25 protein-coding genes and 1 tRNA gene are annotated in these 23,982 nt (G+C 69.7%); 15 read left to right on the top strand and 11 right to left on the bottom strand.

Going from position 1 to position 23,982, the window contains the following annotated elements; translation table 11 throughout:
* Position 1: 1 nt before the first annotated feature.
* The 4 genes from QQJ79_RS05855 to QQJ79_RS05840 are packed head-to-tail and all read left to right on the top strand — an operon-like array spanning position 2 to position 3,580.
* Positions 2–1,165, top strand: a complete 1,164-nt coding sequence (locus QQJ79_RS05855; protein WP_284221984.1) for an acyl-CoA dehydrogenase family protein — start codon at positions 2–4, stop codon at positions 1,163–1,165.
* Positions 1,165–2,772 carry an AMP-binding protein gene (locus QQJ79_RS05850; RefSeq protein ID WP_284221983.1) on the top strand — a complete coding sequence of 536 codons (1,608 nt, stop codon included), beginning with the start codon at positions 1,165–1,167 and terminating at the stop codon, positions 2,770–2,772. Before QQJ79_RS05855 ends, QQJ79_RS05850 begins: the two co-directional genes overlap by 1 nt.
* Positions 2,769–3,191 carry an acyl-CoA thioesterase gene (locus QQJ79_RS05845; RefSeq protein WP_284221982.1) on the top strand — a complete coding sequence of 141 codons (423 nt, stop codon included), beginning with the start codon at positions 2,769–2,771 and terminating at the stop codon, positions 3,189–3,191. The genes QQJ79_RS05850 and QQJ79_RS05845 overlap by 4 nt, the downstream gene beginning before the upstream one ends.
* Positions 3,188–3,580, top strand: coding sequence for a RidA family protein (locus QQJ79_RS05840; protein ID WP_284221981.1), 393 nt, complete (start codon positions 3,188–3,190; stop codon positions 3,578–3,580). The genes QQJ79_RS05845 and QQJ79_RS05840 overlap by 4 nt, the downstream gene beginning before the upstream one ends.
* A gap of 17 nt (positions 3,581–3,597) precedes the next feature.
* Here the strand turns inward: QQJ79_RS05840 and QQJ79_RS05835 are convergent, their stop codons facing one another.
* Positions 3,598–3,828, bottom strand: coding sequence for a hypothetical protein (locus QQJ79_RS05835; RefSeq protein ID WP_284221980.1), 231 nt, complete (start codon positions 3,826–3,828; stop codon positions 3,598–3,600).
* Between the two features lie 184 nt (positions 3,829–4,012).
* Between QQJ79_RS05835 and cysD the strand changes: the two genes are divergently transcribed.
* Together cysD and cysC are read left to right on the top strand one after the other, a co-directional pair.
* Positions 4,013–4,918 carry a sulfate adenylyltransferase subunit CysD gene (gene cysD, locus QQJ79_RS05830; RefSeq protein WP_284221979.1) on the top strand — a complete coding sequence of 302 codons (906 nt, stop codon included), beginning with the start codon at positions 4,013–4,015 and terminating at the stop codon, positions 4,916–4,918.
* Complete coding sequence (gene cysC / locus QQJ79_RS05825; RefSeq protein WP_284221978.1) at positions 4,918–6,768, top strand: adenylyl-sulfate kinase; 1,851 nt, start codon at positions 4,918–4,920, stop codon at positions 6,766–6,768. The genes cysD and cysC overlap by 1 nt, the downstream gene beginning before the upstream one ends.
* A gap of 4 nt (positions 6,769–6,772) precedes the next feature.
* On the opposite strand, the gene QQJ79_RS05820 is transcribed toward cysC, so the two are convergent.
* From QQJ79_RS05820 to QQJ79_RS05800, 5 genes are all read right to left on the bottom strand, one after another.
* Positions 6,773–8,083, bottom strand: coding sequence for a tyrosinase family protein (locus QQJ79_RS05820; protein WP_284221977.1), 1,311 nt, complete (start codon positions 8,081–8,083; stop codon positions 6,773–6,775).
* A 95-nt stretch (positions 8,084–8,178) separates the two neighbouring features.
* Positions 8,179–8,454 (bottom strand): SemiSWEET family sugar transporter, encoded by a 276-nt coding sequence (locus tag QQJ79_RS05815; protein WP_284221976.1) that lies wholly within the window; start codon positions 8,452–8,454, stop codon positions 8,179–8,181.
* Positions 8,451–8,903, bottom strand: a complete 453-nt coding sequence (locus QQJ79_RS05810) for a low affinity iron permease family protein (protein WP_284221975.1) — start codon at positions 8,901–8,903, stop codon at positions 8,451–8,453. Before QQJ79_RS05810 ends, QQJ79_RS05815 begins: the two co-directional genes overlap by 4 nt.
* 17 nt (positions 8,904–8,920) lie before the next feature.
* Entirely contained in the window at positions 8,921–10,549 is a 1,629-nt protein-coding gene (locus tag QQJ79_RS05805; RefSeq protein ID WP_284221974.1) for an amidase, read from the bottom strand.
* Positions 10,483–12,819 carry a S9 family peptidase gene (locus QQJ79_RS05800; protein WP_284221973.1) on the bottom strand — a complete coding sequence of 779 codons (2,337 nt, stop codon included), beginning with the start codon at positions 12,817–12,819 and terminating at the stop codon, positions 10,483–10,485. Before QQJ79_RS05800 ends, QQJ79_RS05805 begins: the two co-directional genes overlap by 67 nt.
* Positions 12,820–13,243: 424 nt before the next feature.
* Between QQJ79_RS05800 and QQJ79_RS05795 the strand changes: the two genes are divergently transcribed.
* Genes QQJ79_RS05795 through QQJ79_RS05785 form a run of 3 tightly spaced genes read left to right on the top strand, consistent with a single transcriptional unit; the run spans position 13,244 to position 14,762 of the window.
* The gene (locus QQJ79_RS05795) at positions 13,244–14,059 is read left to right on the top strand and encodes a ferredoxin--NADP reductase (protein WP_284221972.1); all 816 of its coding nucleotides are present in this window, start codon (positions 13,244–13,246) and stop codon (positions 14,057–14,059) included.
* Positions 14,031–14,375: a chorismate mutase gene (locus QQJ79_RS05790; RefSeq protein ID WP_431307573.1), complete on the top strand. Its 345-nt coding sequence runs from the start codon at positions 14,031–14,033 to the stop codon at positions 14,373–14,375. The genes QQJ79_RS05795 and QQJ79_RS05790 overlap by 29 nt, the downstream gene beginning before the upstream one ends.
* Before the next feature lie 3 nt (positions 14,376–14,378).
* Complete coding sequence (locus QQJ79_RS05785; protein ID WP_284221971.1) at positions 14,379–14,762, top strand: DUF1330 domain-containing protein; 384 nt, start codon at positions 14,379–14,381, stop codon at positions 14,760–14,762.
* Here the strand turns inward: QQJ79_RS05785 and QQJ79_RS05780 are convergent.
* Both QQJ79_RS05780 and QQJ79_RS05775 read right to left on the bottom strand, forming a co-directional pair.
* Positions 14,759–15,112, bottom strand: coding sequence for an Hpt domain-containing protein (locus tag QQJ79_RS05780; RefSeq protein ID WP_284221970.1), 354 nt, complete (start codon positions 15,110–15,112; stop codon positions 14,759–14,761). The two genes, QQJ79_RS05785 and QQJ79_RS05780, sit on opposite strands and share 4 nt — an antisense overlap.
* Complete coding sequence (locus QQJ79_RS05775) at positions 15,112–16,563, bottom strand: amino acid permease (RefSeq protein ID WP_284221969.1); 1,452 nt, start codon at positions 16,561–16,563, stop codon at positions 15,112–15,114. The genes QQJ79_RS05780 and QQJ79_RS05775 overlap by 1 nt, the downstream gene beginning before the upstream one ends.
* A 200-nt stretch (positions 16,564–16,763) precedes the next feature.
* Here QQJ79_RS05775 and QQJ79_RS05770 point away from each other — a divergent pair.
* Together QQJ79_RS05770 and QQJ79_RS05765 are read left to right on the top strand one after the other, a co-directional pair.
* A tRNA-Lys gene (locus tag QQJ79_RS05770) sits at positions 16,764–16,839 on the top strand.
* Positions 16,840–17,036: 197 nt separating this feature from the next.
* Positions 17,037–17,504: an Hsp20/alpha crystallin family protein gene (locus tag QQJ79_RS05765; protein WP_284221968.1), complete on the top strand. Its 468-nt coding sequence runs from the start codon at positions 17,037–17,039 to the stop codon at positions 17,502–17,504.
* A gap of 47 nt (positions 17,505–17,551) precedes the next feature.
* Here QQJ79_RS05765 and QQJ79_RS05760 read toward each other — a convergent pair whose 3' ends face one another.
* Entirely contained in the window at positions 17,552–18,556 is a 1,005-nt protein-coding gene (locus QQJ79_RS05760; RefSeq protein WP_284221967.1) for a zinc-dependent alcohol dehydrogenase family protein, read from the bottom strand.
* 113 nt (positions 18,557–18,669) lie between these two features.
* Here QQJ79_RS05760 and QQJ79_RS05755 point away from each other — a divergent pair, with 113 nt between their 5' ends.
* Genes QQJ79_RS05755 through ppsA form a run of 4 tightly spaced genes read left to right on the top strand, consistent with a single transcriptional unit; the run spans position 18,670 to position 22,834 of the window.
* The gene (locus QQJ79_RS05755) at positions 18,670–18,828 is read left to right on the top strand and encodes a hypothetical protein (RefSeq protein WP_284221966.1); all 159 of its coding nucleotides are present in this window, start codon (positions 18,670–18,672) and stop codon (positions 18,826–18,828) included.
* The gene (locus QQJ79_RS05750; protein ID WP_284221965.1) at positions 18,825–19,664 is read left to right on the top strand and encodes a universal stress protein; all 840 of its coding nucleotides are present in this window, start codon (positions 18,825–18,827) and stop codon (positions 19,662–19,664) included. Before QQJ79_RS05755 ends, QQJ79_RS05750 begins: the two co-directional genes overlap by 4 nt.
* A 53-nt stretch (positions 19,665–19,717) precedes the next feature.
* A complete protein-coding gene (locus QQJ79_RS05745; RefSeq protein WP_284221964.1) occupies positions 19,718–20,371 on the top strand; it encodes a phosphoribosyltransferase in 654 nt (217 codons plus the stop codon).
* 3 nt (positions 20,372–20,374) lie between these two features.
* Positions 20,375–22,834 carry a phosphoenolpyruvate synthase gene (ppsA, locus tag QQJ79_RS05740; protein ID WP_284221963.1) on the top strand — a complete coding sequence of 820 codons (2,460 nt, stop codon included), beginning with the start codon at positions 20,375–20,377 and terminating at the stop codon, positions 22,832–22,834.
* 17 nt (positions 22,835–22,851) lie between these two features.
* Here ppsA and QQJ79_RS05735 read toward each other — a convergent pair whose 3' ends face one another.
* Together QQJ79_RS05735 and QQJ79_RS05730 are read right to left on the bottom strand one after the other, a co-directional pair.
* Complete coding sequence (locus QQJ79_RS05735) at positions 22,852–23,103, bottom strand: acyl carrier protein (protein ID WP_284221962.1); 252 nt, start codon at positions 23,101–23,103, stop codon at positions 22,852–22,854.
* Positions 23,100–23,982 (bottom strand): 2-oxo acid dehydrogenase subunit E2 (locus QQJ79_RS05730; RefSeq protein ID WP_284221961.1); only part of this gene is annotated, 883 nt, incomplete at its 5' end. The genes QQJ79_RS05735 and QQJ79_RS05730, both read right to left, overlap by 4 nt.

Genomic DNA, 23,982 nt, shown 5'->3' with positions numbered 1-23,982 from the left:
CATGGCCGACCGCACCTTCCTCGACTGGCCCTTCTTCGACGACCGCCACCGCGCCTTCGTCGCCGACCTGGACGCATGGGCCGACAGGACGTCCGCGGTGAACCTGCACGGCGATCACGACCTCGACGGCGATTGCCGCACCATCCTCAAGGTCCTGGCCGACGGCGGCTGGCTTGGAAACGCCATTCCTGATGCGAACGGCAAGCTCGATGTCCGCACCCTGTGCCTGACGCGCGAGACCCTCGCCCGCCGCTCCGGCCTCGCCGACTTCGTCTTCGCCATGCAGGGCCTCGGGTCCGGCCCGATCAGCCTGTTCGGCACGGACGAACAGAAGGCCCGCTGGCTGCCCGGCGTCGCCGCGGGCCAGACCATCGCCGCCTTCGCCCTGTCCGAGCCCGACGCCGGCTCGGACGTGGCGGCCCTGTCGACCACGGCGCGGCGCGATGGGGATGGCTGGGTTCTCGACGGTGTGAAGACCTTCATCTCCAACGGCGGCCTTGCTGACCGTTACACCGTCTTCGCCCGCACCGGCGAGGCGCCCGGCGCCAAGGGTCTCAGCGCTTTTGTGGTGGATGCAGACACGCCGGGCTTCGAGGTGGTCGAGCGTATCCCCCTGATGGCGCCCCACCCGCTGGCGACCATCCGCTTCAACGCCTGCCGCATCGAGGGCGACAGGCTCCTCGGCGCGCCCGGAGAAGGCTTCCGCATCGCCATGGGCACGCTCGATGTGTTCCGCTCCACCGTCGCCGCCGCCGCTCTCGGCTTCTCGCGCCGCGCGTTCGACGAGGCCGCGACGCGCGCCACGTCCCGCAACCTGTTCGGCGCCCCGATGAGCGACCTGCAGCTGGTGCAGGCCTCACTGGCCGACATGGCCCTGAAGATCGACGCCTCGGCCCTGCTGATCTACCGCGCCGCCTGGCTGAAGGATCAGGGCGCCCCGCGCGTCACCCGCGAGGCCGCCATGGCCAAGCTCTACGCCACCGATGAAGCCCAGGCCGTGATCGACGCCGCCGTGCAGATCTTCGGCGGCCTCGGCGTCGTTTCCGGCAACCCGGTCGAGCGACTGTACCGCGAGATCCGCGCCCTGCGCATCTATGAGGGCGCGTCGGAGGTGCAGAAGATCGTCATCGCCCGGCAAGCGCTGGCGGGTATGGGAGGCGCCTGATGGGGGACAGCGCGCACATCGACCGGTTCGTACTCGACCATCTGCCTTCGGCGGATCAACAGCCCGAACTGGTCTTCGACCTGCCGGAACTCAACTATCCTGAACGCGTGAACGCCGGCGTCGAACTGCTGCGCCGGGCCGTTGAGGCGGCCGGCCCGAACGCCCGCGCCCTGATCGATTTCGACCACGAGTTTTCGTGGGGCCGCGTCGACGCGATCTCGGGCCGGATGGCGCGGGTGCTGGTCGATGACCTGGGCGTGGTTCCCGGCAATCGCGTCCTGCTGCACGGCCCGAATTCGTCCTGGACCGTCATGGCATGGTTCGCGATCCTGAAGGCCGGCGGCGTGGTCGTGGCCACCATGCCCATGCTGCGGCCCGCCGAACTGGCGACCGTGATCGACAAGGCGCGGATCAGCCATGCGTTGGTCTATGAAATGTTCGCGGATGTGGTGGCCGAGGCGGGCGAAGCGTCGCCGTTCCTGAAGCAGGTCATGAGCTCCGCCGCCCTGCAGAAGGCCGCCCAGGCCCTGCCGCCCGGGACCGTCTTCGACCCCGTCGACACGGCCGCCGACGACCCCGCCCTGATCGCCTTCACCTCCGGCACCACCGGCAAGCCCAAGGGCTGCGTCCATTTCCATCGCGACATCCTCGCCATGGCCGACACCTTCGCGCGGCATACCCTCGACCTGACGCGGCAGGACGTCGTCGTCGGCACCCCGCCCATCGCCTTCACCTTCGGCCTCGGCGGACTGGTGGTCTTCCCGGCCAGCGTCGGCGCCGCGACCGCCTTCGCCCCCCGACCGGGCTTCGACGCCCTCGCCGAGACCATCGAGCGTCACCGCGCCACCGCCCTTTTCACCGCCCCGACCGGCTACCGCGCGCTGCTCAAGCTGGCTGGCGAGCACGACCTGTCGTCCCTGCGCACCTGCGTCTCGGCCGGCGAAACCCTTCCCGCCGCCACTTCGGACGCCTGGCACGAGGCCACCGGCGTCCGAATCATCGACGGCATCGGCTCGACCGAGATGATCCACATCTTCATCTCCGCTTCCGGCGAGGCCATCCGCCCCGGCGCCACCGGCAAGGCCGTGCCCGGCTATGAGGCCCGCATCATCGACGCGGACGGCCGGCCCCTCCCGCCCGGCGAGACCGGCCGCCTCGCCGTCCGCGGCCCGACCGGCTGCCGCTATCTCGCTGACGACCGGCAGGCTGCCTATGTGCAGGATGGCTGGAACCTGACCGGCGACGTCTACCGGCTGGATGAGGACGGCTATTTCTGGTTCGTGGCCCGTTCGGACGACATGATCGTCTCGTCCGGCTACAATATCGGCGCGCCCGAGGTGGAGAACGCCCTGCTGCGTCATGCAGCCGTCGCCGAGGCGGCCGTCATCGGCGTCCCCGATTCCGAGCGCGGCCAGATCGTGAAGGCCTTCGTGGTCCTGAACCCCGACCATCCGCCCTCAGACGAACTGAGAGCCACGCTTCAGGACCATGTGAAGCGCGTCATAGCCCCCTACAAATATCCCCGCGCCCTCGACTTCGTCGACGCCCTTCCCAAGACCCAGACCGGCAAGCTGCAACGCTTCCGGCTGAAGGCCGAGGCCAAATGACCGGCCAGGTCTTCACCACCGATCGGCGCGTCCGCTTCGCCGACTGCGACGCGGCGGGCATCGTCTTCTTCCCCCGCTATTTCGAGATGCTGAACGGCGTGGTCGAGGACTGGTTCGCCGGGCCGCTTGAGGCCTCGTTCCGCGAACTGCACGTCGAGCGGCACGTCAGCGTCCCCACCGCCGCCGTCGAGGCCCGCTTCATCGCCCCGTCGCGGCTGGAGGACGAACTGACCTTCGCCCTGACCGTCTCCAGGCTGGGCGGCGCCTCCTGTGGCCTGCGCCACCGCATCAGCGCCGGCGGCGAGCTGCGCTTCGAGGCGACGCAGACCATCGTCCATGTCGGCGCGTCGCTGAAGCCCGAGCCCTGGCCTGAAGCCCTGCGCGCCCGCATCGCCCCCTTCCTGGAGACGCCCGCATGAACCGTGTCCTGCTGCCCGAAGGCTGGCCCCGGCCCAGGGGCTATTCCAACGGCGTCGAGGCGACCGGCCGCTCGGTCTTCGTCGCCGGCCAGATCGGCTGGACCCCGGAGGGGGTGTTCGTCGAGGCGGAGTTCGCCGGCCAATTCCGTCAGACGCTGGAGAACACGCTCGCCGTTCTTGCGGAAGCGGGGGCCGGCCCGGAACATGTGGTTCGCATGACCTGGTATGTCGTCGACAAGAGAGAATACCTCGCCAGCCTGCGCGAGATCGGGGCCGCATGGCGGGAGCTGATGGGCGCCAGCTACCCCGCCATGGCCGTCGTCGAGGTCAAGGGACTGATCGAGGACGCAGCGCGGATCGAGATCGAGACGACCGCCGTGGTCCCTTGACCTGACGCTGACGAGTCTCAGTCGCTTTCGCTGTCGTCGTCAGCGGCCGCGATGAAGATCGCGAACGAGGCGACGGTGATCGCTGCAAAGATGAGCCCGGGCGCGACGCCGCCGGCGAGTTCGCTCGAGGCCCCCGATTGCGGGCCGACACGATCCCCCCCTTTCGCGGAGGCCTGGGTTGTCGCCATGGCTTGGGTGGCGACCAGCAAGGCGCCGGCTGCGACGGCCGCAATAGTCTTCTTCATCATGCTACTCCTTTGAACCCGCCCGTCGTCAGAACCGCCTGTCCGCGACCCTGTTCCCGACCTTTGGTTGAAAAATTCTCGGACCCGGCCGAAGGCGCGTGCGTAAAACTGCGCCGCTGCTCTTCCCCGGCGGCTTGGCGCCAGCCGATTCCGACGTCACAGCTACGGCGGTGTGACGGGACCCACCATGCGGCTGCACGACGACGTCCTCGGCTCTCTCGAAGCCGAGGCCATTCACATCTTCCGGGAGGTCGTCGCGGAGTGCGAGCGGCCGGTGCTGCTGTTCTCCGGCGGCAAGGACTCCGCTGTCCTGCTGCATCTCGCGCGCAAGGCCTTCTTCCCGGCCCCGCCGCCCTTCCCCCTGCTGCATGTCGATACGATGTGGAAATTCCGCGAGATGTACGCCTTCCGGGATCAGGCGGCGGCCGCGGCGGGGATGCCCTTGCTCGTCCATCGCAATCCGGACGCCGAAGCCGAAGGCGTCAATCCGTTCGACCACGGCGCCAGCGTTCATACCGACCTCTGGAAGACGCAGGGCCTGAAACAGGCGCTGGACCTCCACCGCTTCGACGCGGCCTTCGGCGGCGCGCGCCGCGACGAGGAGAAGAGCCGGGCCAAGGAACGGATCGTGTCGGTTCGCACGGCGACACACGGCTGGGACCCCAAACGCCAGCGGCCGGAGCTCTGGCGCCTCTACAACACCCGACTGAACGACGGAGAGTCGGTGCGGGTCTTCCCCCTGTCGAACTGGATCGAGCTGGACGTCTGGCGTTACCTCCAGCGCGAAAACATCGCCCTGCCCTCTCTCTATTTCGCCGCGGAGCGACCGGTCATCGAGCGCGACGGGGCCCTGCTGATGCTCGATGACGACCGTATGCCGCTGCGGCCCGGCGAGACCGCCCGGATGCGCAGGGTCCGCTTCCGCACCCTGGGCTGCTGGCCCCTGACCGCCGCCGTCGACAGTGACGCCGACACCCTCGACGCCGTGGTGCGGGAAGTGCGGGAGGCCCTGGTGTCCGAACGGCAAGGCCGGGCCATCGACCACGATCCGTCGGCTTCGATGGAGCGCAAGAAGCGCGAGGGCTATTTCTGATGGCGGTCCTGCATGACCCCGCCCCGAAGGAAATCGTCCGCCTGATCACCTGCGGCTCGGTCGACGACGGCAAGTCGACGCTGATCGGCCGGTTGCTATACGACGCCGGGGCCATCCCGTCCGATCAGATCGCGGCCCTGCCCGACCTCGAGGGCGCCCCGGACCTGTCCTTCCTCGTCGACGGTCTGGCGGCGGAGCGCGAGCAGGGCATCACCATCGACGTGGCCTACCGCTTCTTCGACATCGGCGAGCGCCGCTTCGTCCTGGCCGACACCCCGGGCCATGAGCAGTACACGCGCAACATGGTCACCGCCGCCTCGACCGCGGACCTGGCCATCGTCCTGGTTGACGCCCGCAAGGGGGTGCTGACCCAGACGCGTCGGCACAGTCGGCTTCTGGCCCTGCTCGGGGTCCGCCGCATCGTGCTGGCGGTCAACAAGATGGATCTGGTCGAGGGCTCGAAGGACCGCTTCGACGCCATCGTCGACGTCTACCGCGCCTTCGCCGACCAGATCGGCCTGACCGATGTGACGGCCATTCCGACCAGCGCCCGAACGGGAGGGAATGTTTCGACCACTGACGGCCTGACGCCCTGGTATGCCGGTCCCGCACTTATGGCCCATCTGCGGACGGTCAGCCTGGCCGAGGCGGCGCCGGGACCGCTGCGCATGACGGTGCAGGGGGTCAGCCGGCCGAACGCGGATTTCCGCGGCTTCGCGGGCCGGATCGTCGCGGGCGCGGCCCTTCCGGGCGCCGCCGTCCGTGTCCTGCCGTCGGGCGTCAGCGCCACCATCGACCGCATCGTCACCATGGACGGTGATCTTGAAGAGGCCGCCACCGGCCAGTCCGTGACTCTGACCCTGACACCGGAGGTGGACGTCTCACGGGGGAACCTGATCGCCGCCGCCGCGGCTCCGCCCGAGGTCGCCGACCAGTTCGAGGCCCATCTGGTCTGGATGTCCGACCGCCCGCTGCTGCCCGGCCGCTCCTACTGGCTCAAACTGGGCGCGGAAACGGTTGCGGCGCGGGTCAGCGACCTGAAGCACAAGGTCAATGTCGATACCGGAGAGCGGCTGGCCGCGCCGACCCTGGTCCTGAACGACATCGGCCTGTGCACGCTCGCGCTCGCCGCCCCCGTCGCCTTCGAGCCCTATGCCGTGAACCGCGACCTTGGCGGCTTCATCCTGATCGACCGGATGACCAATGAGACCGCCGGCGCCGGCATGATCCGCTTCGCCCTGCGCCGCGCGGCGAACATCCATCCGCAGGCCCTGGCCGTCAGCCGGGCCGACCGCGCCGCTCTCAAGCGCCAGTCGCCGCTGGTGCTGTGGTTCACCGGCCTGTCCGGCGCCGGCAAGTCCACCATCGCCAACCGGGTCGAACAGCGACTGCTCGCCGAAGGCCTGCATTCGGTGCTGCTGGACGGCGACAACGTGCGTCACGGCCTGAACCGCGACCTCGGCTTCACCGACGCCGACCGGGTCGAGAACATCCGCCGCGTGACCGAGGTGGCGCGGTTGATGACCGACGCGGGCCTGATCGTCCTTGTGTCCTTCATCTCGCCCTTCCGCGAGGAACGGCGGATGGCGCGTGAACGAATGGAGCCGGGCGAGTTCATCGAGATCTTCATCGACGTCCCGCTGGAGGTCGCGGAGGCGCGCGACGTGAAGGGTCTCTACGCCAAGGCGCGGGCGGGTCAGTTGAGCCATTTCACCGGTATCGACAGCCCCTATGAGCCGCCGCAGACGCCCGAACTGCGGATCGACGCGGCCGCCTGTTCAGTCGATGAGGCGGCGGACCGGATCGTCGCTCTCGTCCATGCGGCCCAGGCCGCGGGACGGTCGGCCTGAGGCCTCAGGCGGCGTATTCCGTCACCGTCAACGTCGCCTCCAGCGATACAGCGCGCACCGGCGGGCGTTGCTCTTCCGGTCGCAGGTCCTGGGCCGTGGACACGATCGCAAGCGGCCCAGTGGTCAGCTTCGCCAATTGGGCGACCGCGCTGTCGAAGGTGAAGACATGGGCGTAGTCGGCGTGCCCGGCATGTTCGTCGCCTTCGCCCCCGCCGAAATGCACGAAGGTCGGGGATACGCCCAGATCGACGCGACCCTTTTCGGCGAACACGCTGGTGGCGATGGCGCGGCCGGTCAGGTTTTCCGACCGTTCATAGGCGACGACCCCTGTCCCCTCGACCGTCACCCGGCCCGGCGCCTCGCGGAGCAGACGCACGACCTCGGCGGGCAGATCCAGCCTGACGGAGCCGTCGGTCGCGTCAGCATCGACCCGCACCGAGACTTCCCTGGCCGACACCGGCGGGCCGCCCAGGGCTCCGGGCGGCAGGGCGAAGACCAGCGGCGCATAGAGGGCGTCGTAACGGTAGCCCAGACCGCGCGTGGAGGTGATGCGCGAGGCGACCCAGCGGCCCGTCTGCCGGCCGTCGGGTCCGGTGAACCCCGACATCGACACATCCTTCCAGGGCCGCGGATAGGCGCGGTCGCCGTTCTTCTGGTGCCAGGTGGCCCAGACCCGGTCGACGTTGCAGTGGTGCAGCCAGAACACCGGGTCCAGCGCCGCCGTCCGGGTGCTGCCCATCAGGCCGCCGACCAGCATGTGGATGATGTTGTGGCCATAGGCCTCGACCCGGCCCGCGGCCCGTTCGCGGCCGCAGAAGGCGTCGAAATTGTCGTCCGAAACGCGCGCCACGTCGCGGCTCTGGGCGAAGCGGGCCTTCTGGAAATCGAGCGTCTCGGTCGCCGGATCGCGCTGGCGCTCATAGAGGGGCGAGGTCGGATCCAGCACCCACGGCGGCAGGAAGCGGTCCACCTGCCAGTCCCAGTAGGGCATGGCGAAATTCGCATGGCCGGTCAGCTGGGCGATGATCCGCTCCATATGGGCGACCTGCAGCCGGTGCCAGGGCAGGAAGCGCCAGTTGCCGTGCTCGGCCCGTTGGGCGTGGAGCCGGTTCTGGGCCTCCCACGAGAGGGCGTCAGAGCGGCGCTTCATCAGCTTGACGCCCTCGGCGAAGGCCAGGATGTCGTCGTCCGCGGAGCTCAGGGAGGAGGCCGCCTTGCGGACGCGCCGGGCGTCCTGCGCCCAGGCCTCGCCGGTCGCCAGCGCCGTCATCAGACCGCCCGCGCCCGCCAGCGCGCCTCGTCGGTTGAGCAACATCGGTCCGGCCCCCGCCTTCAGAACGGCGTTACGGTTTCAGAACCACGCCGCCCTGTCCATCGGCATCGCCCGCAGGTTGTCGGCCGTTCGCGGGCTCAGGCCGACCGTGGGCCGTCGAACCGCCACTTCATCGCCAGCACCCCGGCGGCCATGACCAGGGCGCAGGCATTGGCGATGACGATGGGCCAGGCGCCCGTCAGCACGCCGTAGGTCGTCCAAAGGACAAAGCAGATCACCGTCAGCGAATAGGTCTTCAACGACACCGAGGAGGCGTCGCGCTCCTTCCAGATCTTGATCATCTGCGGGGCGAAGCTGGTGATGGAACAGAGGGCGGCGGCGGTGCCGACGACGTTGGCGGCGAGGTCGCTCATGCGGTCTTCTTCCGGGCCCGGGGCGCGGGCGCGGCCTTCGGTTGCGGAGCGTCGGCCGTGTGTCTCCGGAGGGGGCGGGCCGGTTGACCGGATTGAACCTCCAGGGCGCGCGTCTCGACCTCGCGCAGGATCAGGTCCAGCTCCCGCTCGGTCAGGTGCTCGATGCCGATGAAGCGGTTCTCCGCCGCCTTCACAGCGAACAGCAGCTCATCCAGCTTGGCCTGCATGGCCGCCCCGTCCCGGTTCTGGGTGTTCTGGATCAGGAACACCATCAGGAATGTGATGACCGTGGTGCCGGTATTGATCACCAGCTGCCACGTCTCGCTGAAGCGGAACACCGGGCCGGACAGGGCCCAGACCAGGACGATGCCGACGCAGGCGAGAAAGGTCCACGGCTTGCCCGCAAGCTTGGCCGCCGCGCTCGCGAGCTTGATGAATTGTTTCTCCATGACGGCTCAACCAACCCTCATGACGATGGTTGCAGACCGGCGAGCACGGGCGGCCGCCGCTCCCGGGTGCGCTGCTCATAGGCGTGACCCAGCGACAGGATGCGGGCGTCGTCCCATTTGCCGCCGATGAAGCTGATCCCGACCGGCATGCCGCGATCGAAGCCCATCGGCACGGTCAGGTGCGGATAACCCGCCACCGCCGCCAGCCGGCTGGCCGAGCCCTGGGCGTTGTCGTCGTCCTCGCGGTCGTTGGTCCAGGCGCGCGAGGTGGTGGGGGCGATCAGGGCGATGACGCGGTTGTCGGCCATCATCCGGTCGATGCCCTCCGGCCCCGAGGCGCGGAACGAGCGCTCGCGCGCCTCGACATAGGCCGGATCGTCCAGTCCGCCGGTCGCCTCGGCCCGCTCGAACAGCTCCTGGCCGAACAGGACGGTCTCGCGCGGCTCGGCGGCGTTGAAGGCGATGACCTCGGCCAGGGTCCGGGTCCGCACCTGCGTCGGATCGGTCGAGGCCAGGTAGAGGTTCAGGTCGTGCTTCAGCTCGGTCAGCAGCACGGTCAGCTCCCAGCCGCCGATCTGGCGGAAGTCGGCGGGCGGTTCGGTGATCTCGACGATCTCGGCCCCCGCCGCGCGCAGATTGCCCAGCGCCCGCTCGAACTCGGCCTGGGCCTCGGCGGAATAGTTGGAGACGAGGAAGCGCATCACGCCGAGACGCGCGCCCTGCAGCGAGTTCGCATCCAGCGCCGCGCGATAGTCGACCTTGCGCGCATCGGCCTCGGCCGTGGCCGGGTCCAGCGGGTCCGAGCCGGCGATGGCCGTCAGGACGATGGCCGCGTCCTCGACCGTGGTGGTGATCGGCCCGGCGGTGTCCTGCGAATGGGCGATCGGCACGATGTGGGTGCGGCTGACCAGTCCCACCGTCGGCTTGAACCCGACCACGCCGTTGACCGAGGCCGGGCAGGTGATCGAGCCGTCAGTCTCCGTCCCGATCGCCGCCGGGGCCAGGCCGATGGCCACCGCCACGGCGCTGCCCGAGGACGAGCCGCAGGGAGTGCGCGCCGGATCATAGGGATTGCGGGTCTGGTCGCCGACGGCGCTCCAGCCGCTGATCGAGTTGTTGGACCGGATGTTGGCCCATTCGGACAGGTTGGCCTTGCCGAGGATGACGGCGCCGGCGTCCCGCAAACGGGTGACGAGGGGCGCGTCGCGCCCGGGAGCATTGTCGACCAGCGCCAGGGAGCCGGCCGTGGTCGGCATGTCGGCGGTTTCGATGTTGTCCTTGAGCAGGACGGGGAGGCCACGAAGTCCCCGCGTGGCGATGGGCGGTCCCCGGTCTTCCAGCAGGGCGGGGTTCACCGCGATCACGGCGTTGAAGGGCTGGGGCGCGACATTGTCCGCGCTGAGCATCAGCGTCACGGAGCCGCTCACGGCGGCGGCTCCGGGGAAATGCCCGTCCACGACCGCGGCGGCGCTCGGCGGCTGGAAGATCCGGCCTCCGTCGTCGCCGGGCAATGTCCAGCTTCCGTCCTCGTTGGGCGTGGCGCAGGCGCCGAGCGACAGCGCGACCAGCGCCGCCGCGATCAATCCCGCGCGGCGGGCGCCCGTGAGCCGATCGTGCGATCGAGGAAGTCCAGATACGTCCGCCATTGCTGCAGCTGCCTTTCATTGCCCCGGACGCCGTGGCGCTGGCCGGGGTAGAGCATCAGTTCGAAGGGAATGGACGAGGCCTGCAGCGCGTCGATGACCCGCGTGGAGTTCTCGAGGATGACGTTGTCGTCGGCCATGCCGTGCATCAGCAAGAGCCGTCCGGTCAGGTTCGGCAGGCGCGGAATGGCGTCCGAAGCGGCATAGCCCGCCGCGTTCGCTTCCGGCGTCGACATGAACCGCTCGGTATAGTGGGTGTCGTACAGGCTCCACTCGGTCGGCGGGGCGCCGGCGATGGCGGAAGCCAGTCCCATGTCCGGCTCGGTCAGGGCCATCAGGCTCATGAATCCGCCATAGGACCAGCCCATCATTGCGATGCGATCGTCGGCCACATAGGGAAGCGATCTCAGATAGTTGGCCGCCAACACCTGATCTTCGATCTCAGGCTGACCCATGCGCAGATACAGGGCCTGTTTGAAGGCCGCGGACCGGTCTCCCTCGCCGCGGTTGTCGAGGCGGAAAACGATATAGCCGGCCTCAGTCAACAGTTGACTGGTGGCGCCCTGCCAGCTCTGCCGGACGCCTCCGCCCGACGGCCCGCCATAGACCTGCATCACCACCGGGTACTGTTTCGACGGATCGAATCCCGGAGGCGTGGTCATCTGCCAGACCAGCATCTCGCCATGACTGTCGAGCGTGCCGAAGGTCGGCGTCTGTCGCCGCGCGGCATAGGGCCAGAAGGGGTGATCCTCATCCAGCCGGTTCTCCTCGATCCAGCGCACGAAGGTCCCGTCCGCACGGTACAGACCGGATTGCGGCGGGGTGTCGAGGTCGGAATAGTTGCCGACGAAAGCGGTGCCGGTCTTGTTCATCGAGGCCGACCACCAGCCGCCGTCGCTCGTAACCGGCGTCGCCTGGCGCAGCTCGTTGAGCGAGGCGCGCCACAGCCGCTGGATCGTCGGCCGCTCGCCCTGGACGTCGCACATCACCACCTGGCCGCCGGGAAGCGGGCAGGCGCTGTGGCCGCCGGTGACCCCCTCGGGCCTTTCGGCATAGCCGAAGGAGGCGGTGAAGAAGACCTCGCCGGTCTGCTGATTGACGCCGTTCAGGCTCTTCACCGGCCACGGACCGTGGGTGATCGGCCGGATCAGGGTCCCGTCGCGCTCATAGAGGTACAGGTGTCTCCAGCCGGTCTCTTCGGACGACCAGATGAAGCGGCCGTCGTCCAGCGGCTTGAAGTCGTCGGTCAACGGGACCCAGGCGTCCGAGGTCCGCGTCAGGATCACGCGGGAAGCGCCCGTGGCGGGATCGACGCTCAGCAGATCCAGCGTCTTCTGATCGCGCGACTGGCGCTGGACATAGAGGGTGCGCCCGTCGGCGGACCAGTCCACGCGGGCCAGATAGATGTCGCGGTTCTCGCCCAGATCGACCTGGGCCCGGCGTCCGCTCTCGCGGTCATGGACGAACAGTTCGAGCACCGCATTGGGCCGTCCGGCGCGCGGATAGCGCTGCTCGATCACGCGGGCGCCGCCGCCGGTGATGTCCAGCCGCGGGATGACGTCGACCGTCGATTCATCGGTGCGCTGCAGGGCGATGTAGCGTTCGTCGGGACTCCACCAGTAGCCGGTGTCGCGGTTCATCTCCTCCTGGGCGATGAATTCGGCCGTGGCCCAGGTGATCAGCCCCTCGCCGTCGGTGGTCACCGCCGTTTCGCGGTTGCCGTTCAGATCCAGAACGACCAGGTCCTGGTCGCGCACGAAGGAGACGAAATTGCCCCTGGGCGAGACCTTGGCGTCGATCTCGTCGGCCTCCGTCTCGGTCAGGCGGCGCACCGCCCCGCCTTCGCGCTCGGCCAGGAAGATGTCGCCCTCCAGCGGGGCCAGGATGTAGCGTCCCTGCTGGTCCCACGAATATTCGACCACGCCGCGCTGGCTGATCCTCATCCGCTCGCGCCGCGCCTTCTCGGCCTCGGACAGCTCGCCGGCGTCGGGGACCAGGGCCTGGGCGTCGATCAGCTTGAACGGCTCGCCCTCGCCCGTCGGCGCCGCCCACAGGTCCAGCACATCGACGTCGTCCTCGCGCGAGCGCAGGAAGGCGACCAGTTCCCCGTCGGGCGACAGGCTGACGCCGCGCGCCACCGGTCCGGCCAGCGAGGGGTTGGCGAACACCCGTTCGGGCGTCAGGACCGCCGGGTCCGCGGTTTGCGCCATCACGGCGGTGAACGGCGAAAGGGCCGCGAGAAACAGGGTGGAGGCGAGGAGTCTGTTGCGCATGGCGCGGACGCTAGCGGTCGTTTCGGCCGGCGTCATCCCCGATTCCGCACCCGCGCCAATCGGGTCGAGAGTACACTGTGAGGCCCGGAAATTATCGGCCCGTCGAGCCCCCTGGCGGCGGGGCGGCGTCAGACAGGTCCGGCGTTCCGGATACCGATGCCCTGCTGCGTGTCGAACCGTCAAAATCCTCCGCCCCCGTGGCCGTTTCACATGGAGGCACATGGGTGCGTCAGCTTTGGTCGCAGGCGGGCGAGCGGGGGTGGAAAGGGGGCGGACGGAGGGGCGGGAAGGCGCCGTCGGGGGCGAAAAGGGACGCGATGATCAGGGGCGAGAAGACAGCATCGCGACGGACGCCGGCGGAACATCTCCGGCGCGACATCCGCATGGCTTCCCCCCTCGCCCCTCACCCCCTAATAAGCCCGCAATGACCGACGTCGCCGCCGCCTCCCCGCCCGCGAAAGCCTCCGCCTTCCATGAACTGGAAGTGCTGTGGGTGCGCCACTGGACCGACCAGCTGTTCAGCTTCGCCATCGCCCGTCCCGACGACTTCCGCTTCCGCTCGGGCGAGTTCGTGATGATCGGCCTGCCCGGCCAAGACGGCGGAAAGCCCATCCTGCGCGCCTATTCCATCGCCAGCCCCGGCTGGGCCGAGGAACTGGAGTTCCTGTCGATCAAGGTCCCGGACGGGCCCCTGACCTCGCGCCTGCAGAAGATCCAGCCCGGCGACACGGTGCTGATGGGCAAGAAGCCGACCGGCACCCTGGTGCTGGACGCCCTGACCGGCGGCGAGCGTCTGTGGCTGATCGGAACGGGGACCGGCCTGGCGCCCTGGCTCAGCGTGGTCCGGGACCCGGACACCTACAGCCGCTTCCGCCACGTCGTCGTCTGTCACACGGTCCGCCACGTCGCCGACCTGACCTATCGCGACTTCCTGACCGCGGGCATCCACGACGACCCGCTGATCGGCGAGGAGGCGAAGGCCCAGCTGACCTACTATCCCACCGTGACCCGCGAGCCGTTCGAACATCCCGGCCGGATCACCGACCGGATCAGGTCCGGCGCCCTGTTCGACGATCTCGGCCTGCCGCACGGCTTCTCGCCGGAGCGGGACCGGGTCATGCTGTGCGGCTCCATGGCCATGATCAAGGAAACCGCGGAACTGCTCGAGGCCTTCGGCATGAAGGAGGGCTCGAACGCCGAGCCGGGCGACTATGTGCTGGAGCGCGCCTTTGTCGGATAGCGTCACGATCGATCCGCGCACCGCGCCGGAAGCCTGCGCCTCGATGGCGGAGGTGCGTCAGGGCGTCGACGCTCTCGACCGCGCCCTCGTCCGGCTGCTGGCCGAGCGCCAGCGCTATATGGACGCCGCCGCGCGCATCAAACCGGACCGCTCCGTCGTCCATGACGACGCCCGCATCGAGGACGTCGTCGCCAAGGTGCTGGCCGCCGCCGGTCCCGCCGGTCTTTCGCCGGCCATCGCCGAGCCGGTGTGGCGCACCCTGATCGACCGCTGTATTGCGCATGAGTTCGAGGCATTCGACCGCACACGGGGCTGAAAGATGATCCACGGTTCGATCGCGCCGCTCGCGGTGCTCGCGCTCCTGACATTCAGCGTGCCTGCGGGAGCGCAGACCGCCCCGACTGCGGTGGCCAGGGCCTATATCATCAATGAGATCACCGTCACCGATCCCACGGCCTATGCCGAATACGTGCGGCGAGCGCCGGCCGTGGTGGCGGCCTTCGGCGGTCGCTATATCGTGCGGGCGGGGGCGGTAACGCCCATGATCGGCGAGCCGCCGACGGCCCGGATCGTCGTGGTCGAGTTTCCCTCACACCAGGCGGCGGCAGACTTTCTGGCCTCCCCGGAATACCAGGCGATCCTGCCAATCCGGCAGGCCGCTTCCACGTCACGGGCCTATGTCGTGGACGGGGTCGCCCCCTAACCCCGCAACGACCTCAGCATCAGCGCATGCCGGTAGGCCGCCACGTCCGCCAGGGCGATTTCCAGCGCGTCCCGCACCCGGTCGAGCAGCGGCGGGGCCTCGGCCTTGTCCGCCGCCTCGGCCGTCTGGCAGGCCGCCGCCAGCGTCCCGGCGCCGATGCCGGCCGCCGCGCCGCGGATGGTGTGAACGCCGTCGCGCCAGCCGTCCTCGCGCACGTCCAGCAGCGGCGACCACAGGGCGGCCTGCTGGGCGAACAGGCCCAGCACCTCCTCGGTGACGGCGTCGTCGCCGGCGGTCATCCGCTCCAGCACGGTGAAGTCGACCGCCCCGGACAGGTCGCGCAGCGCCATCAGCCGGCGGTCTCCTCGCCCTTCGCGAGCCGCGAATTCCAGGCCGACCAGCCGAAATAGACGACGAGGCCGATAGCGTTCCAGATGACGAACCACATCTGGGTCGAGGCGCGCAGGCTGAAGAAGAAGACGATGCAGCCGATGATGGTGATCGCCCCCACCAGCCACCACAGGGGCGCCTTGAAGACCCTCGGACGATGCGGATCGCGGATGCGCAGGACGATCAGGCAGACGCCCACCGCCGCGAAGGCCGCCAGCGTCCCGGCGTTGGCCAGCGAGGCCAGCTCGTCCAGCCGCATGACGCCGGCGAGGCCCGCCACCACGATGGCGGTGAAGATGGTCACCACCGCCGGCACGCCGCGGACGGACACCTTGGCCAGCTTGCGCGGCAGCAGGCCGTCGCGCGCCATGCCGAGGAAGATGCGGCTCTGGCCGAACAGGAAGGCCAGCAGGACGGTCGGCAGGGCCACCACGGCCGAGACCGCGATCCACTGCGCCGCCGTCCCCTGCCCCATCTCGCGCAGGATCAGCGCCAGCGGCTCAGGGCTTTCGGCGAAGGTGGCGACCGGCCGGGCGCCGATCGCGGCCGCGGCCACGATCAGATACAGGGCCGTGCAGACCACCATGGAGCCGACGATGCCGATAGCCAGATCGCGCTCGGGCCGTTTGGTCTCTTCCGCCGCCGTCGAGATGGCGTCGAAGCCGTAGAAGGCGAAGAAGATGATCGCCGCCGCCGCCATGACCCCGGTCTGGACCACGGGCTGGCCGGTGATCTGTTCCGCGAAAGGCAGGGCCGGCGCGCCGAAACCGTTGGGCATGAAGGGGGTGAAGTTGGCGGCGTCGAAGGCCGGCAGGGCGATGGCGACGAAGGCGATCAGGGCCACGATCTTGATGACCACGAGAACGGCGTTCAGCGTCGCGCTTTCGCGGGTGCCGAGCAGCAACAGCCCCGTCACCACGGCGATGATGAACACCGCCGGCAGATTGATCAGCCCGCCCTCGACATGCGGTCCCGCCGCCAGCATGGCCGGCAGTTCGACCCCCATGCCGGCGAGGAAGCCGGTCGCATAGCCCGACCAGCCCACGGCCACGGCGGAGACGACCAGCGAATATTCGAGGATCAGGCTCCAGCCGACGATCCAGGCGATCAGTTCGCCGAGCACGGCATAGGAATAGGTATAGGCGCTGCCGGCCGCCGGCATCATGGTCGACAGTTCGGCATAGGCCAGGGCGGCGCAGGCGCAGACCAGACCCGCCAGGGCGAAGCTGATCATCACCGCCGGCCCCGCCAGCCCGGCGCCGACGCCGATCAGGGTCAGGATGCCGGTGCCGACGATGGCCCCGACGCCCAGCGCCATCAGATGCGGCCAGCCCAGCGTCTTCTTCAGCGCCGGCCCGTCGTGCGGGGCCAGCATGGCGTCGATCGAGCGCCGGCGATTCCAGAAGGCCATGGTCGTTTCCCCGTCGCCGCTCCCCGGCGGCTGATTCACGTGACCCTAGCCGGTCCTGCGACAAACCGAAACGGAGCCGGAAATCCCCTTGCACGCGAGAGGCATTCCCATTAGGTACGCCCCCTCCCCGAAACCGGTCCCGCGCTGGTACAGGGTGAAACGGCACGAGCCTTGCGTGGCCCGCGTCAGACGCATGGTCCGGGTGATTAGCTCAGTTGGTAGAGCAGCTGACTCTTAATCAGCGGGTCGTAGGTTCGAACCCTACATCACCCACCATCGTCTTCCTCTTGATATTGCTGGATTATTTGGACTTCAGCCGCCCTGTTCGGGCCTGATCTGAAACGCCGTTTACGCGCGCCGATCCTGAGGCGCAGGCGGCGCCCGCGCGGCTTGCGCCAGATCAATGCAGCCGCGACGCGGGGGTTCATCCTCGGCGGGCGCATGCAGCGCTGCAGGATCAGGAGGAGCATTCCATGACCGCTCAATCCAAGCCCGTCGCCACGACCAGTCCCGTCCGCGGGGTGGCCCCCTTCTTCGCGCCGCTTCAGCGCGAGTTCGACCGCGTGCTCGCCGACTTCAGCGGCTTCGACCTGTCCGACGTGCTCGGACCCTCGCCGCGCATGGACATGAGAGAGGTCGACGGCGGCGTCGAGCTGACCGTCGAACTGCCCGGCATGACCGAAGACGACGTCCACATTGATCTCGAGGACGATGTCCTGACGGTCAGCGGCGAGAAAAAATCCTCCACCGAGACCCGCGACAAGGGATTCCGGATGGTCGAGCGCCGCTACGGCAGCTTCTCGCGCTCCGTGCGCCTTCCGGCCCCCGTCAAGGCCGACGGGATCAAGGCGGCCCTCAAGCAAGGGGTGTTGACCGTGACGGCGCCCCTGGACGCCGACGCCTCGAGCCGGAAGATCTCCATCCCGATCAAGAGCGCCTAGATCGGGCCTGAAATCATCACGTCCGAGAGGGCCGCCCTTGATCGTTGTCAGGGCGGCCCGGCGTTGACGAGTACGGCCGCGCCGGCGAACCGGCCCTTCCGCAGATCGTCGAGCGCCTCATTGGCCCGCTCCAGCGGGTACAGGGTCACGTGCGGCCGGACGCCGGCCTGTTCGGCCATGGGGAAATAGTCCAGGCCGTCCTGCCGGGTGAGGTTGGCCACCGAGGCCAGCGTCCGTTCGCCCCAGAGCCGTTCGTAGGGCATGGCGGGGATGTCGCTCATGTGGATGCCGGCGCAGATCACCGCGCCGCCCTTGCGGACCGCCGCCAGCGCCTCGGGCACGAGCGCGCCTACCGGGGCGAAGATGATGGCGGCGTCCAGGGGGACGGGAGGCGCCTGTCCTGACACGCCCGCCCAGACGCAGCCCAGTTCGCGGGCCAGGGCGGCGGCCGCTTCGTCTCCGGGACGGACGAAGGCATGGACCTGCTGACCCCGCCAGATCGCCAGCTGCGCCAGCAGATGGGCCGCGGCGCCGAAGCCGTAGAGGCCGAGCGTCTCCACGGTCCGGCCGGCGCAGGCCATCCGCCACGCCCGGAATCCGATCAGACCGGCGCAGAGCAGGGGCGCGCATTCCGCGTCCGACAGGGTCGCCGGCAGTGCAAAGCAGTAGCGCGCGTCCGCCACGATCCTGTCGGCATAGCCGCCGTCGCACGTCCAGCCGTGAAACCTGGCCCGGTCGCACAGATTCTCCCGGCCCTCACGGCAATAGCGGCAGTCGCCGCAGGTCCAGGCCAGCCAGGCGGCGCCGAGGCGCTCGCCGATCCGGCGGCCGACGACCCCCGGGCCGATGGCGTCGACGACGCCGACGATCTCATGGCCGGGCGTGATCGTCGGCCGGCGCGGCGGAAGGTCGCCGTCCACCACGTGCAGGTCGGTGCGGCAGACGCCGCACGCGGTGATGTTCAGTCGCACCTGGCCCGGCCCGGGAACGGGATCCGGCCGTCGTTCGGGCACGAGCGGTCCACCGGCCTCGCGAAGGGTCATGGTCAGCATGTTCAGCCTCCGCCGATACGAAAGGACCCTGACGCCGGGCATGGTCGACAGCCTTGATCCGGATCAAGGCGCGACCGAGCGGACCGGTCATGAATTGAAAAATGGAGGACGCCATGCCGCGCCGATCCCCGAACGCCAGCCGTCCGATCGATGCTCGCAAGGACGCGGCCCTCGACGCCGCCTTTCCCGCCAGCGACCCGGTCGCCATCCTCCAGCCGGCCCTCACGCGAGCCGCGCTCCCTCTCTCCAGGAAGAAGGACATCCAGCCGTGACCTACAGCAGCATCATGACGGTGATGGACGGAAGTCAGGCCGCCGTTCAGCGGGCCCGTATCGCGGCCGCCCTCGCGGCCCGGTTTGACGCCCGGCTCACCGGGGTCTTCGCGCGCCCTCCGCTCCCCCTGTCAGCCTGGGACGAGCCCGTCTACTGGGGCATGCCTCCGGTCATTCCGCCGGCCGTGCCGCCGGAGATCCTCGCCGCCCATGAGCGCCGCACGGATACCCAGGCTGAAGAGGCGCGGCTGGCGTGCGAGGCCGCCGCCGCGGCGGCGGGATGTCGCTCGGACTGGCTGGTGCTGGCCGCCGACGCGGCCGCCGGCGTGGTGGATCTGGCGCGCCGCACGGACCTGACCGTGCTTCCGCCCGGCCGCCTGCCTACGATTGGACCCGCCGGGGCCGATCTCGCGCTCGCCAGTGGCGGTCCGACGCTGATCCTGCCTGACCGGATCGCGGATCCGGCGCCGGGCCGCCGGATCGTCGTCGCCTGGAACGGAAGCCGGGAAGCCGCCCGCGCCGTGCGGGACGCCTGGCCGTTCCTGTCCACGGCGGAAACCGTCCACGTGGTCGTGGTCGAGCCCGCGGCGGTCGATGGGCCGGACAGCCGCCTGCAGCGTTGGTTCGAGGACCATGGCGGCATGGCCGAGGTGGTGGTGGTCCGGGACGCCGAAGCGGTCGCCGCCGACGTCCTGCGTCGCCAGGTCGAGGCTCTCGGCGCGGACCTGGTCGTGATGGGGCTCTACGGGCATTCGCGGCTGCGCGAGACGGCCCTCGGCGGCGTCAGTCGCAGCCTGCTGGGCGATCCGCCCGCGCCGCTGCTTGTGTCTCATTGAACCCGACCGGGGCTTGCCGCGCCCGCGGCGCGCCCACAGCCCGGAGGCTCCCCATGTACGCTGGACTTCCCGCCTTTACCGATCGCGCTGACGCCGGTCGCCGGCTTGGCGAGGCGTTGGCCGATCGGGTCGCGGGCGACGTCGTCGTCTACGCCATTCCCCGGGGCGGGGCGCCGGTCGGCCTTGAGGTGGCGCGCGCCCTGGAGGCGCCGCTTGATCTGGCGCTGGCGCGCAAGATCGGCGCGCCCGGCAACCCCGAGGTGGCGCTCGCGGCCGTCATCGACGGCAGCCATCCCCGTACGGTCATCAACGAGGACATTGTGAGGCTGACCGGCGTATCGCCGGCCTGGCTGGACCAGGAACGCCTCGCGGCCCTCGCCGAGCTCGAACGCCGCCGCCGGCTGTATTTCGAGGGCCGAGGCCGGGTCGACCCTGACGGCCATGTCGCGGTGCTCGTGGACGACGGTCTGGCTACCGGCGCCACGGCGCGGGCCGCCATCGCGGGCCTGCGCGCCCAGGGCGCGCGCCGTATCGTCCTGGCTGTTCCGGTGGCTCCCCGTTCCCTGGCGGAGGCCTTCCGTGATCAGGTCGATGACTTCGTCTGTCTGGTCGAGCCGGAACCGTTCCGGTCGGTCGGAGAGGCCTATAGGGACTTCCACCAGGTCGACGACGCCGAAGTGATCGCCTGTCTGGCGGAGGCCCGTTGAGTCATGTCGGCGTCCGCTCCATCAGGCAGGGACGCTCCGGAGGATGCCGCGGCCGGCTATGTCCTTTCCCTCGACGAGGTCGGGCTGGACGATGTCGCCGCCGTCGGCGGCAAGACGGCGTCTCTCGGGGAACTGAGGCGGCTGTTGCGGGGCGGCGCGGTCACGACTCCGGACGGATTCGCCGTCACGGCGGTGGCCTACCGGGATGTTCTCACCGCCGCGGGCGCCTGGCCGAAACTGGCGTCGATCCTTGAAGGTCTCGACATCAATGACGTCGGACAGGTGGCGGCCCGCGGCGCCGAAGCCCGGGCGATCATCTATCAGGCGACGGACAATGCACGGTTAAAGGCGGCGATTGTGGCGGCCTGGCGCGAGATGGGCTCGCAAGACCCGACGCTGCGGGTCGCCGTGCGGAGCTCCGCCACGGCGGAGGATCTGCCGGAGGCCAGTTTCGCCGGCCAGCACGACAGTTTCCTGCACGTCACGGGCGAGGCCGGGGTGGTGGAGGCCTGCCGCCGGTGCTTCGCATCGCTGTTCACCGACCGGGCGATCGTCTACCGCGCGCAGAACGGGTTCGACCACCTCAAGGTCGCCCTGTCGGTCGCGGTCATGCGGATGGTGAACGCCGACGACGGCGCCAGCGGGGTCGCCTTCACCATCGACACCGAAACCGCCTTTCCCGAGGTGGTGTTCATCACCGGCGCCTGGGGGCTCGGGGAGGGCATCGTTCAGGGCCGGGTCGCGCCGGACGAATTCTACGTCCACAAGCCGACGTACCGGGCCGGCTACCGCGCGGTCCTGAGACGGACCCTCGGCGCCAAGGAGACCCGTCTCGTCCGGCCGCGCCGCGGAGCGGGGTCGGGCGTGCTGCGCGAACGGGCCGTCCCGCGACGCGACCGCGAACGCTTCTGCATCACGGACGAGGACGTGCTCGAACTCGCCGGCGCGGCCATCGCCGTCGAGGATCACTATTCCGCACAGGCAGGCCGCCGCATGCCCATGGACCTCGAATGGGCCCGGGACGGCGCCGACGGCCGCCTCTATATCCTTCAGGCAAGGCCGGAGACCGCCGCCTCGCGCCGGCCTGAAGGCGTCTACGAAGTCCGCAGACTTGACCCCGGCAAGGCGCCGATCCTCGCCTCCGGCAAGGCGGTCGGCCAGGGCGTCGCCTCGGGGACCGTCCGGGTTATCGCCACCCAGGCCGATCTCGAAGCCTTCGTCCCCGGCGAGGTGCTGGTGGCCGAAACGACGAGTCCGGACTGGCTGCCGGCGATGAGAAACGCCGCCGCCATCGTCACCGACAAGGGCGGGCGCACCTGCCACGCCGCCATCGTCGCGCGGGAGCTCGGCATTCCCGCCGTGGTGGGAACCGGCGACGCGACGCGGCGTCTCGGAGCCGGACAGGCCATCACGGTCAGTTGCGCCCGGGGCGAGGAAGGCGCGGTCTATGCCGGTCAACTGCCGTTCTCCGTGGAGAGGCTGCGAACGGCCGATCTGCCGCCGACCCGGACCGCGATCATGCTGAATCTGGCGCAGCCCGACGCAGCCTTCCAGGCGGCCGGCCTGCCTGCCGCGGGCGTCGGTCTGGCGCGGATCGAATTCATCATCAGCCAACTGATCGGCATCCATCCCATGGCCGCCGCCCATCCGGACCGGGTCGCCTCCGCGCGCGCGCGCCGGGCCATCGAGGCCTGGGCGCGGGCCGACGACTCCCCCAGGGCCTGCTTCGTGCGTCAACTGGCGGAAGGCGTGGGCGCGATCGCCGCCGCCTTCTATCCGCGACCGGTGATCGTCCGCCTGTCCGATTTCAAGACCAATGAATACGCCTCGCTCACCGGCGGCCGGGGTTTCGAGCCGGTGGAGGAGAACCCCATGCTCGGCTTCCGCGGGGCCGCGCGTTACGCGCACCCCCTCTACGCCGACGGCTTCGCCCTCGAGTGCGAGGCGCTGGCGCGGGTGCGCGACGTCATGGGCCTGACCAACGTCCGGCTGATGGTGCCGTTCTGCCGCCGGGTGGAGGAAGGGCAGCAGGTCCTCGAAGCCCTCGCCGCCCACGGCCTTCGCCAGGGTCCGGGGGGCGTCGAGGTCTATGTGATGTGCGAGATCCCCAACAATGTGATCCAGATCGACGCCTTCGCCCGACTGTTCGACGGCTTCTCGATCGGGTCCAACGATCTCACCCAGCTCATCCTCGGCGTGGACCGGGATTCGACCGAGGTCGCCTTCGACTTCGACGAGCGGGATCCCGGGGTGCTGGAGATGCTCCGGCAGGCCGTCGCCGGGGCCAAACGGAACGGCCGGCCCATCGGCATCTGCGGCGAGGCGCCGGCGTCCTGGCCGGAGGTGGCGGCCCTGCTGGCGCGCGCCGGCATCGATTCGATCAGCGTGAACCCGGCGAGCTTTCCGCAGACCGTTGTGGCCGTGGCGCGGGCGGAGGCGGAGGCCGCGATGACGGCCGCCTGACCGCGGCGAACCTCCCGCTACGGACCTTTGAGTCGGCTCGATATGTAGGCGACGGCGGCGGCTATGGTCGCCAGCTCCGCGGCCTCGGATTCGGGGATGTCGACTCCGAGACGCTGGTGCAGCGCCGTCAGCAGGTTGAGAAAGTCCATCGAGTCGAGATCGGCCTGTTCCCGCAGATCCACGGACGGGTCGAGCCCGTCGAAATCGATCTCCGGTGCGATCCGGCCCAGTTCGTCGCGCAGCACGGCGCGGATGTCCTCGTCGGTCACAGGGCCTCCGGAGTCTGCAGCAGTCGCCCGATTTCGGTCAGGAAGAGGCCGCCGCGGTGGCCGTCGCTGACCCGGTGGTCCGCGGCCAGGGTGACGGTCACGACCGGTCGCGGCGCGACGACGCCGTCGACGACCCAGGGGCGCCGCACCACCTTGCCGAAGCCCACGATGGCAACCTGCGGCGGATAGATGACGCCGAACACGGTCTCGACGCCCCGGTCTCCCATGCTGGTGACGGTGATGGTGGGGTCGGCGATCTCGGAACTACGGAACCGCCCCTCGCGCACGCGGCCGACCAGGTCGCGCGTCCGGGCCATCAGCGCATCGAGGTCGAGGTCGGATGCGTCGTGGATCGCCGGGGCCGCCAGACCGCCCCCGCGCAGGGCGATGGCCAGTCCCACGTGAACGGCGGGCGCCGGCCGGAAGACGCCGTCGACGAACAGGCCGTTGAACTCGGGATAGGCGCGGGCGGCCCGGGCCACGGCCTTGACGAAGAGCACCCCGGCCAGCAGCCGGCGGTCCGGCGGCCGCTCCGCATTGACCCCCGCCAGCCAGGTTTCCGCCGCGGCCATGTCGATAGTGTCGGACAGATAGTAGTGCGGAATCTCCCGCTTGGACCGCGACATGGCCGCGGCGATCGCCGCGCGCATCTCGGCGAAGTCGAAGCGCGGCTTGACCGCTTGCGGCGTCGTCTCCGGCCGGGCCGCCTCGACGTCGGCTAGCTCGATGATCCCGTCGGGTCCGGCCGCCACGAGCGCGAGATCCACGCCCAGTTCACCGGCCCGGCGGCGCGCCGCCGGGGACGCCTTGAAGCGTTCGCCCGCCGGACTGGCAGGCGTCGGAAGCGGCGCCGGCGCGACCGCGACCGGGGCGGGCCTC

Source organism: Brevundimonas denitrificans (assembly GCF_030160755.1).
Classification (GTDB): domain Bacteria; phylum Pseudomonadota; class Alphaproteobacteria; order Caulobacterales; family Caulobacteraceae; genus Brevundimonas; species Brevundimonas denitrificans.
The sequence above is the reverse complement of the archived record's forward strand: the minus strand, read 5'-3'. Positions and strand labels throughout refer to the sequence as shown.